Here is a 9089-nt window from a genome sequence, read left to right as displayed (position 1 = left end):
GTCGTCAATATGTTCTATAGAATCTTTTTTCTGATCTATCGAATATTGGCGTGCTAATCTGGGGCTCGCCAGCCGCGCCGGTGTCCCGGCGCACCGGCAGGAGCCGACCGAGTCCGATCAGGAGCCGACCGCAGTGACCCAAACCGATGCCCCCCTGCCGCAGAGCCGTACCTCCTACGTGCTCGAGCGCCTGCGGGCCGATATGGATTCAGGCGTCATCAACCCCGGCGACCAGCTCCGCCAGACCGCGATCGCCAAGCGATACGGTGTGAGCCCCACCCCCGTCCGCGAGGCGCTGCGCATCCTCGCCGCCGACGGCGCCGTCGACTACACCAGTCACCGGGGCGCGACCGTACGAGATTTCACGCCCCAGATGGCCCAGGACCTCTACCGGATGCGCGCCGAACTCGAGGGCCTGGCCTGCGAGATCGCCTGCGAGCGAATGACCGACGACGATTACCGCGCCGTCCTGCGGGCCAACGAGACCCTGGTGCGCGCGACCGCCGCAGGGGAGGATCCGGCCCGGCTCTCCGTACTCAACCGGGAACTGCATTTCGCCATCTACGCCAGCACCTCGGCGGCGGTGGTCGATTCGGTGCGGCACCTGTGGGAACGGTTCAAACCCTCGGTCACCCTGTGGGGCGTGCAGTCGTTCTGTCACGCGCTGGACCAAGACCACGACGTGATCCTGGCCGCGCTCGAACAACGCGACGGCGCCGCCGCGCGCACCGCCATGCGCGACCATGTCCTGCACGCCTGGGAACTGCGCCAGACCAACACCGATCTCAGGGCGGGAGGATCCGAAGCAGCGGAGCCGGCCGTCACCGAGACCGGGCGCTGAACCGATCGTGAGACGGCCGACCTGGTTCATTGCTGTCGCGACCGTTTCGCTGCTGTCGCATACCGTTCTCAGCGGCGTCCGCACGCTGATCTCCTACCGGGCCCTGGCCCTGGGCGGAGACGGCCTCACGGTAGGCCTCATCACCGCGGCGTTCGCCGTGTTGCCGCTGGTCGTCGCGCTGCGGATCGGCCGCGCCGTCGACCGCGGGCTGGCCGTTCCGGCCCTGCGCCTCGGCCTGATCCTGACAGTCGTCGCCGTGGTGCTCGCGGCCACGAGCACCCAACTGCTCGTTCTCGGCACCGCCAGCGCGTTACTCGGCCTCGCCCAGATGCTGCACACAGTGGCCTGTCAGAGCATGGTCGCGCTGTGGTCCCCGCCCGAACTCATGGATTCGCGCTTCGGCCATCTCACCTTGAGCGTTTCGGTCGGGCAGCTGCTCGGTTTTCCGATCGCCGGTCTGGTGGCCACCCTCACCACCCAGGATTCGGGCGCGGTCAGCACCGGCCCGGCACTGCTGGTGATGGGCGCGATCGCCGCCGCGGCCGTGTTGCCGGCCTTCCTGTTCGCACCCGGGAACACCACGCGGGTCAGCCGGTCCGATGCCGCCGGCGGACAGCAGTCCACCTTCCGGCTTCTCGCGACGCCCGGCATGAAACCCGCGATCTTCTCCAGCCTGACCGTGCTCACGGCCATGGACCTGCTGATGGCCTACCTGCCGGTACTGGGTCAGCAGATGGGGCTCAGCGTCGCCACGGTCACCGCCCTGCTCACCGCCCGGACCGTGACCTCCGTGCTGTCCCGCGCGACCATGCCGATCCTGCTCCGGAAGGTGCCGCGGCGGTGGCTCCTGGTATCCGCCACCCTGGCCTCGGGCATCCCCATGGCGCTCGTCCCGTTCACCTCGGCCGTCGTCCCGCTCATGCTGGCCATGCTGCTGATGGGGTTCTTCTGGGGTGTCGGCCAGCCGCTCACCATGTCCTGGGTGACCGTGATCGCCGATTCCCGCAACCGCGCCGCCGCGCTCGCGGTCCGGCTGGCCGGCAACCGGATCGGCCAGGTCGCGGTACCGGTGGTGGCGGGCAGCCTCTCCGGCCTGATCGGAGTCGGCGCCATCTTCCACGCCAGCGGCCTGCTGCTGATCTCTTCCGGCCTGCTCACCCATTCGGCCACCCGCGAGATATAGCCCGGGCCGGGTAACCGCCCGCTCCTCGAAGGAATACCAGTGTCCCAGTCCTGCCCCCACCGCCGGCGCACCGTTCTCGTCGCCCCCGGCTCCGATGAACGCAAGGCCCGCAAGGCCCTGATCTCGACCGCGGACGAGGTGGTCCTCGATCTCGAGGACGCCGTGCCCCCCGCCGGCAAGCAGCGGGCACGGGAGCTGACCCAGCGGCTGCTGCGCGAAACCCCGCGGCCGGCGGGAATCGTATCGATCCGGGTCAACGGGCTCACCACCCCCTGGGCCGAGGACGATCTCATCGCGTGCGCCGGACTGTCCGGGCTCGCGAGCATCGTGCTGCCGAAAACCGAATCCCCCTCGGACCTGATCCACGTCGACCGGGCCCTCTCCGGCACCGGAATCGGCGTACAGGCCCTCGTCGAGACGCCACTCGGACTACGCGAGATCGACCGGATCACTGCGGCCACCTCCCGGCTCGCGGCAGTCATCATCGGGTACGCCGACCTCGGTGCGGCACTGGGCCGCTCGCCCTCGGCACCTTCGGAACAATGGCTCGCGATCCAGGACCGCGTCCTGATCGCCGCCCGCACGAGCGGGATCGCCGCGATCGACGGACCCCACCTCGGTATCACCGCCGACGAACAATTCCGGCGGGCATGTGGATGGACCCGCGCGCTCGGCTTCGACGGCAAATGGGTGATCCATCCGGCCCAGGTCGAGACGACCACAGCGATTTTCACCCCCGCCGAGAGCGCGGTCCTCCGGGCCCGGCGCGTCCTCGCCGCCCTCGACGAAGCCCGCGCAGGCGGCAGCGGAGCCGTACAACTGGATGGGCAGATGCTCGACGAAGCGGTCGCCGTCGCGGCGCGCCGGGTACTCGCCCAGGCAGGCGAGCACTCGTCGTGACGTGGCGGCGGCTCCCGGACCCCGCCCCGCGTCAGGCCGTCTGGATACGGAGGTGACACACCAGGGTGTCGGGCAGACGGCGCAGATGACGTTCGATCTCGTCACTGCGGTGACTGGGTAACAGGTGATTCCATCCCGCGGGTGGATCGATCTCGGCGATCAGGACGATGGTGCGAGAGCCGGTGAAACTGTCGCGGACGAAGCGGGCGATGGGTTCGCCGACCGTCGCGTCGTCGTCGAGCAGTACCAACGGAATCCCCGGGTGCCATTGCTCCCAGATCCGCTCCGATTCGGCACGATCCGCACCGGGCAGCAGGACGTGTACCGCCACCACCTCGGTGCCGATCGACAACGCCGCGGACAGCGCGCGGTGGCTGAGTTCGGAAACCTCCGCGACCGGAACGACCACCGTGGTCGGCCCGGGCCGGGGCGGAGCCGGTAGGAGTCCGCTCCCGCGATGACGGCTCATCCGGGTGTAGGTGCGGCGAACACGTCGCATGGCCACCACCAGCAGCGGCAATACCAGGACGATCAGCCAGGCGCCCTCCGTGAATTTCATCGTGGTGGTCACCACGGCCGCGGCCGCGGTGAGCGTGGCACCGAACCCGTTGAGCCCCAGGCGCGCCCGCCAGCGCGGTCCCCGGTGACGCCACCAATGCCGCACCATCCCGGCCTGGGCGATGGTGAACCCCACGAAGACACCGATGGCGAACAGCGGGACCAGCGTGTTCATCTGCCCACCGGAACCCACGAGCAGCACCGCCGCCCCCGCACCGAGCGTCAGGACTCCGTACCGGTAGACGCGGCGCGGTGAGGCGACCGCGAAGCGGTGCGGCAGGCAGTTGTCCTCGGCGAGGAGCTTGGTCAGGGTGGGCAGGCCACCGTAGGAGGTGTTCGCGGCCAGTGCCAGCAGTGCGATCGTCGCGAACTGGACCGTGTAGTAACCGATCCCGTCACCCAGAGTCGCGCTGGTCAACTGGGAGAGCACAGTGACACCCGCGACCGGATGGATCTCGAATTTCTCGATGAGCACGGCCAGCCCGAGGAGCATGGCGCCCAGCAGCAGGCCGAGAGTCACCTCCGCGCGCTGGGCCCGCCGGACCCGTGGCTCCGCGAAACTCGGCACCGCGTTCGCGATCGCCTCGACTCCGGTCAATGCCGCACACCCACTCGAGAACGCTTTGAGCAGCAACAGGACCCCGACAGTCTGCATATCGGTTGCCGCCACCGCGGCGGGAGCCGCTTCGGCCGGTTCGTCGCGGAACAGCCCCGCGACGATCACCGCGAAGATCCCCACAACGAACAGAATCGTCGGTGCCATGAAAACGCGCGCGCTGTGCACGATCCCGAACAGATTCAACACGGTGATACCGGCTGTCACCACGAGACAGATCTCGATACCCGCTCCGTGCAATTCGGGAAAGGCGGAGGTCAGTGCCGCCACACCGGCCGCGACCGATACCGCGACATTGAGCACGTAGTCGACGATCAGCGAAGCCGCTGCGACCAGCCCGGTACGCGGGCCCAGGTAGCGTTTCGCCACCGCATATGCCCCACCGCCGTCCGGGAACGCAGCGACGACCTGGCGATACGACGCGATCAGCACCGCCAGCAGTACCGCGATCGCGGCGGTCACGGGCACCGTCATACCCAACCCGGCCGCTCCGGCCACGGCCAGCACCAGCACGATGGCCTCGGGACCGTAGGACACCGACGCCATCGCATCCAGTGACAACCCCGCCAAACCGGTGGGTACGGTCAAACCTCGCCTGCGGCCGGCCGGAAGCGGGCGTTGCGCCCCGGCATCGGCCTCGTGTAATACAGCGGTCATCGCACGAGTGTGGGCCCCTCCGGCAGCCGGCGGCCCCGCCGCTTACGCGATCTTGACAGACCATGCCCCACCCCGGTTTCAGGCCCGGGAACAGCCACGTCCGCGACCCCGGACCTCGCCGGCCGATCCCGGCGCGGCGGCCGCCATCATCTTTCCGGAGAATCCCCGGGGCCGCCGGGTTGCCAGGCCCGGAGAAGGTCCGGTGGCGTGAACCCGGCGTCGATATGCGTGGTGGTTACTCCGGACCTCGCGACCGCGACGAGGGGAATCGGGGCGTCGGTGACACGATGGCGGTGATACTGCAGTGCGGTCAGATCGTGGGTGTCGAAGGGAGAGTTCTCCAGCCATTTGATCGACCCGAGGAATGCGAGTTCGTGGGCGATCGGCTCCCGGTCCGCGCCGACGATATCGATTTCCACATCGTTGCTGCGAGTCCAGTAGCCCCCGATCGCGGGGGCCGACGGGATGCCCTGTGCGGGCAGCAGACGCGCAAGTGATTCCCGGACCAGCGGTTCCACGGCCCGGCCACGCCAGCTCGTCCAGCCACGGCGGATTCGCTCGAGGGTGAGGTCCGGACGCATCCGGTCCAGCTCGGTGAGATGCGGCCCCAGGAAGGTCAACCAGAAGCGCAGGTACGGGTCGGTGATCCGGTAACGGCGTTCTTTGGAGGGTGTGAGGCTGATCGGCAGCTCCGCTGCCACAACACCCTTGGTGATCAAGACTTCTGTGGCCCTCGTCAGCGTGGAGTGCGAAATGCCGCCTGCTGCTCGGGCGATATTGGTGAAGCTGCGTTCGCCGCTACCGATTGCCGCCAAGACTTGACGGGCCTGACTTCTGTCCGGGAATTCGGCAGCCAGGGACAGCTGCGCGGAGACAACCAACGGGCTCAACGGGTCTGCCAGCTCCCGGGAAAGAAAGGCTTCGACATCGTCGCCCGCCCGCCACCGCGCCGTGATGACCGGCAACCCTCCGGTGACCAGGGCAGCGTCGAACGCCGCCGCCGGCTCCAGCCCGGTCATATCCGCGACATCGTGGGGATTGAGTGGACCCAGCCGCATTTCGGTACCGCGCTGGTGGAAGGGACGCCCATAGGAGGTGAGTGCCTGCATCATGGCCAGATCGGAACCGATGAGAATCAGCAGCACCGGTTTGCGGCACAGTTCGCGATCCCACGCTCGTTGCAGGACGCTCTCGAATGCTCCGTCGGGGTCCATCAAGTACGGCACTTCGTCCAGCACCACCACGCTGGGCTCATCCGTCGGCAGAATGCCGGCGAGCTGGCGCAACGCCGCGGTCCAGTTTCCGGGCAAGGCCTCGGCGAAGATATCGGCACCCGGCAGCGACGAACTGCGCACCTCGTCGACGAACGACGCCAGTGGGTCGGTGCCGAACCCGATCTCGCTGGTGTAGTAGATATTCGGCACCCGATTCCGGTCCACGAACTCTTCCACCAGAGCGGATTTACCGATCCTGCGTCGCCCGCGCAGCACCAGGCAACGCCCCGGTCGCGCGGTCCCCATTTCTGCCCGCACTCCGGACAGTGCGGTAGTGAGGATGCCCAGCTCATGTTGTCGTCCGATGAAGTCGACCATGCGCGCTCCCGCCCTGCCACCATACTGTCGTCACCGATACTATCGACAGCGATAGTATCGGATACGGAAGTAATACAGAACGCGGGACGCCGATACCGGTGCCGAGCCGAAAGGGTGCGCAGATCGGACACCAGGGGCCCATAACCGGGCCGGTGACGGGTGCAGTCGCCGACCGAGGCCCGGAGTTACTCCGGTGAAGCGGTACGTAGCCGGCCGAAACGGTCCACCGCCGGTGGCGGTGGCCCCTGATCGGGTCGCCGATGGTCGGTATCACCGGCCCCGACCCGGTTGGCGCGCTCGGCGAGGGAAGTAAGACCCAGGTGGGCGTCGGCGGTGAAGCACACGATTTTGCCCTTGTGATTCTTCGAGCGGCCGAGTATTCCGGCATCGGAAAGCTCGGCGAGGGCACGGTGGGCGGCGACGGCCGACACGCCATACCGGGTGGCGGCCGATTCTGTGGTGAGTACCGGATGTATGGACAGGTCCGCGAGAATCTTCATAGCTACCGCGTCCCGACGGGGTACGGCGGGGCTGGTGCCCTGTCGGCGACGGTGCTCGACCAGGCGTTGCAGGAGTTGTTCGTCGAGCGCGGCGGCGTCTCGGGCCAGCCGCACTCCGGTTTGCGCTGCCTGCTCGGCGGCCTGGGCGAACCCGATGACCCAGTCGTCGGTGTGCGGTTCCGGATCACGGTAGGAGGTCAGGCCTGCCAGATAGATGTCGGTGCGGGCAGCGAAAACGGCGCTGATCGGGATCAGGGTGTGCCGCAGGGCGTCACAGCGTCGCAGCACGGTGTGGATCAGTGCGCGGCCGGTGCGTCCGTTGCCGTCGATGAACGGGTGGATCGTCTCGAACTGCGCGTGGGCGATCGCGGCCCGCACGACCGGATTGCCGTGAGTGGCGGTCAGGAACGCCGCCAAATCCGCGACCAGGGCGGGCACCTCGGACTCGGGTGGGGGTACGAAATCGGCCCGCAACGGACTCCACCCGGGTCCGCCCACCCAGTTCTGTTCGGTGCGCAGACCGGCCGGTAACCGGGGTTCGATGGTGTGCTGCAGATCCACGATGTCTTGTGTCGTGATGAGCCTGGACCGATCGGCCAGGGAATCGATGGCCCGCTCAGTGGCTGCCCCGGGCCCCGATGCGTTCATCGGCCCTGGCCAGCACTGCCAGCGCATCCTCGGCGGCCTGCTGGGCCCGAGGTCCGATCTGCGGAAGGTCCACCCCCAGCGGATCGGGTATGTAGGCCGGGTAAGTTCCGGCCTGCCGATCACGGCGGGCGAGCAGGCCCTCGTCCGACGGCTGCCACACCCGTTCCTCGTACCTCGCCACGGCCCCTCCTCAACGTTGAACATCGCCTCAGAAACCTAACCTTAGAGTACCTAAAGTTAATTTCATTGGGCGATCGCGGAAGGTCCGACTGAGAGAGATCCACCGCCTGGTCGCCGGATCCCGCGGGAGCGCAGCGCCCAGGCGAGGGTCCATGAGCTCGGTGTAGTCGATCACCCACCGGAGTCACCGCCGGCTGCCCCGCCTCGATTCGCCGAACCCGTGCCACAGTGACAGCGAGCGCCGGGGCGCCAGATGCCCCCGCAGCGAAATGACCGACCGCATCCACCCATCGGGCGGCGGCTGTACTCAACCCGAAGCGCCAGGAATACAAGAACGATCGCCGTTTCGTTCGACCGAATGGAAACCGGGCGCGTAACGTCGGCATACTTTTTGGTGATCGGCCGAAAAGAAAAGCAGGTCGAACCATGCTGTCCGGTCCGACCTGCTTTGCTGCTCCCCCAACTGGACTCGAACCAGTAACCTGCCGATTAACAGTCGGCTGCTCTGCCAATTGAGCTATAGGGGATTGCTCACCGGCCCCGCCCGTACCGGGCTGGCCGAGAGGAAACTCTAGCGTATGGGTGGGCGCGCGCCCAAATCGCGGGGTCGGGCCGGAGACGGGGCCGGAAAACGGGGGCTGAGCGGCCGGTCCGCCGCGGCGCCGGATCGACAGGCGTCGGTGCGGTCGGGCAGGATGGGGCGGCACGGACTACTGGGAGGAGCTCGACCGAAATGCTGCGGTTGATCATCGGTATCGCTGCCGGTTATGTGCTGGGCAGTAAGGCCGGACGGGCGCGCTATGAGCAGATCAGCGCCAGTGCCCGTGCGGTGGCCGGCAGCCCGGTGACGCGCAAGCTGGTGATGGTGAGCCGGCAGAGACTGTCGGACCGGTTGAGCACTCGGCCGAAACTGGAGCCGATGGAGCCGCTGGACGAGCGGACCACGGTAATGGTCCCGCACGACCAGCTGCGCCGGCGTTAACCGGCGGCCGAATGGCCGTCGTTGCCCATGGCCTGTTCGAGCAGGCTCTTGCGGTACTGCTCCAGCGCCACCAGATCGCCGAACAGGGCCATATAGGTGTCCGGGTCGTCCACCGAGGACACGCGGTGCAGGCGGGATTTGAGTTCGGCGATCTGGCGGCCGACCCACGCGGCCTGCGCGTTGGCCAGCACGCCGGTGATGAAGCGCGGAATATCGTTGGTCGTCTTCACCGGTAGCGGCTCGCTGGCCAGTTCCGAGATCATGGCGCGCAGTGTGAGGTCGTCGGTGCGGTCGGCGATGGCGTGGATCCAGTCGGCGCCCGACAACCCGGCCGCGGCACCACCCGCTTCGCCCATGAGGCGGCGCACCTCGATATAGGCGGGATGGGTGAAGGCGTCGGTTTCCAGGGCGTCGAACGCCGGACCCGCGATC

Annotated in this window: 8 protein-coding genes, 1 tRNA gene and 1 pseudogene; 4 read left to right on the top strand and 6 right to left on the bottom strand. The window is 67.8% G+C overall.

What is annotated here, in order from left to right; all coding sequences use genetic code 11:
- Nucleotides 1–133 precede the first annotated feature (133 nt).
- From ACWDU1_RS24615 to ACWDU1_RS24605, 3 genes are read left to right on the top strand one after another with little or no spacing between them, the layout of a single operon-like run.
- Nucleotides 134–841 carry a GntR family transcriptional regulator gene (locus ACWDU1_RS24615; RefSeq protein WP_450001927.1) on the top strand — a complete coding sequence of 236 codons (708 nt, stop codon included), beginning with the start codon at nucleotides 134–136 and terminating at the stop codon, nucleotides 839–841.
- A 7-nt stretch (nucleotides 842–848) separates the two neighbouring features.
- Entirely contained in the window at nucleotides 849–2024 is a 1176-nt protein-coding gene (locus tag ACWDU1_RS24610) for an MFS transporter (RefSeq protein ID WP_450001925.1), read from the top strand.
- 39 nt (nucleotides 2025–2063) lie between these two features.
- Nucleotides 2064–2924: an HpcH/HpaI aldolase/citrate lyase family protein gene (locus ACWDU1_RS24605; RefSeq protein WP_450001923.1), complete on the top strand. Its 861-nt coding sequence runs from the start codon at nucleotides 2064–2066 to the stop codon at nucleotides 2922–2924.
- A 31-nt stretch (nucleotides 2925–2955) separates the two neighbouring features.
- Here the strand turns inward: ACWDU1_RS24605 and ACWDU1_RS24600 are convergent, their stop codons facing one another.
- The 5 genes from ACWDU1_RS24600 to ACWDU1_RS24580 form a co-directional block, all read right to left on the bottom strand.
- On the bottom strand, nucleotides 2956–4755 hold the full coding sequence (locus ACWDU1_RS24600) for an APC family permease (protein WP_450001921.1): 1800 nt from the start codon (nucleotides 4753–4755) through the stop codon (nucleotides 2956–2958).
- Nucleotides 4756–4901: 146 nt separating this feature from the next.
- Entirely contained in the window at nucleotides 4902–6347 is a 1446-nt protein-coding gene (locus ACWDU1_RS24595; RefSeq protein WP_450001920.1) for an ATP-binding protein, read from the bottom strand.
- A 185-nt stretch (nucleotides 6348–6532) separates the two neighbouring features.
- Complete coding sequence (locus ACWDU1_RS24590) at nucleotides 6533–7408, bottom strand: Fic family protein (protein ID WP_450001918.1); 876 nt, start codon at nucleotides 7406–7408, stop codon at nucleotides 6533–6535.
- A gap of 55 nt (nucleotides 7409–7463) precedes the next feature.
- On the bottom strand, nucleotides 7464–7676 hold the full coding sequence (locus tag ACWDU1_RS24585) for a hypothetical protein (protein WP_450001916.1): 213 nt from the start codon (nucleotides 7674–7676) through the stop codon (nucleotides 7464–7466).
- Nucleotides 7677–8129: 453 nt separating this feature from the next.
- Nucleotides 8130–8202, bottom strand: a tRNA-Asn gene (locus tag ACWDU1_RS24580).
- 206 nt (nucleotides 8203–8408) lie between these two features.
- Between ACWDU1_RS24580 and ACWDU1_RS24575 the strand changes: the two genes are divergently transcribed.
- Complete coding sequence (locus tag ACWDU1_RS24575; RefSeq protein ID WP_450001914.1) at nucleotides 8409–8657, top strand: hypothetical protein; 249 nt, start codon at nucleotides 8409–8411, stop codon at nucleotides 8655–8657.
- On the opposite strand, the pseudogene ACWDU1_RS24570 reads toward ACWDU1_RS24575, so the two are convergent.
- Nucleotides 8654–9089 (bottom strand): annotated as a pseudogene (locus ACWDU1_RS24570) (DNA primase); the annotation flags it as partial. The gene ACWDU1_RS24575 and the pseudogene ACWDU1_RS24570 overlap by 4 nt on opposite strands.

The sequence above is a fragment of the Nocardia sp. NPDC003345 genome (genome assembly GCF_053589395.1).
The sequence above is the reverse complement of the archived record's forward strand: the minus strand, read 5'-3'. Positions and strand labels throughout refer to the sequence as shown.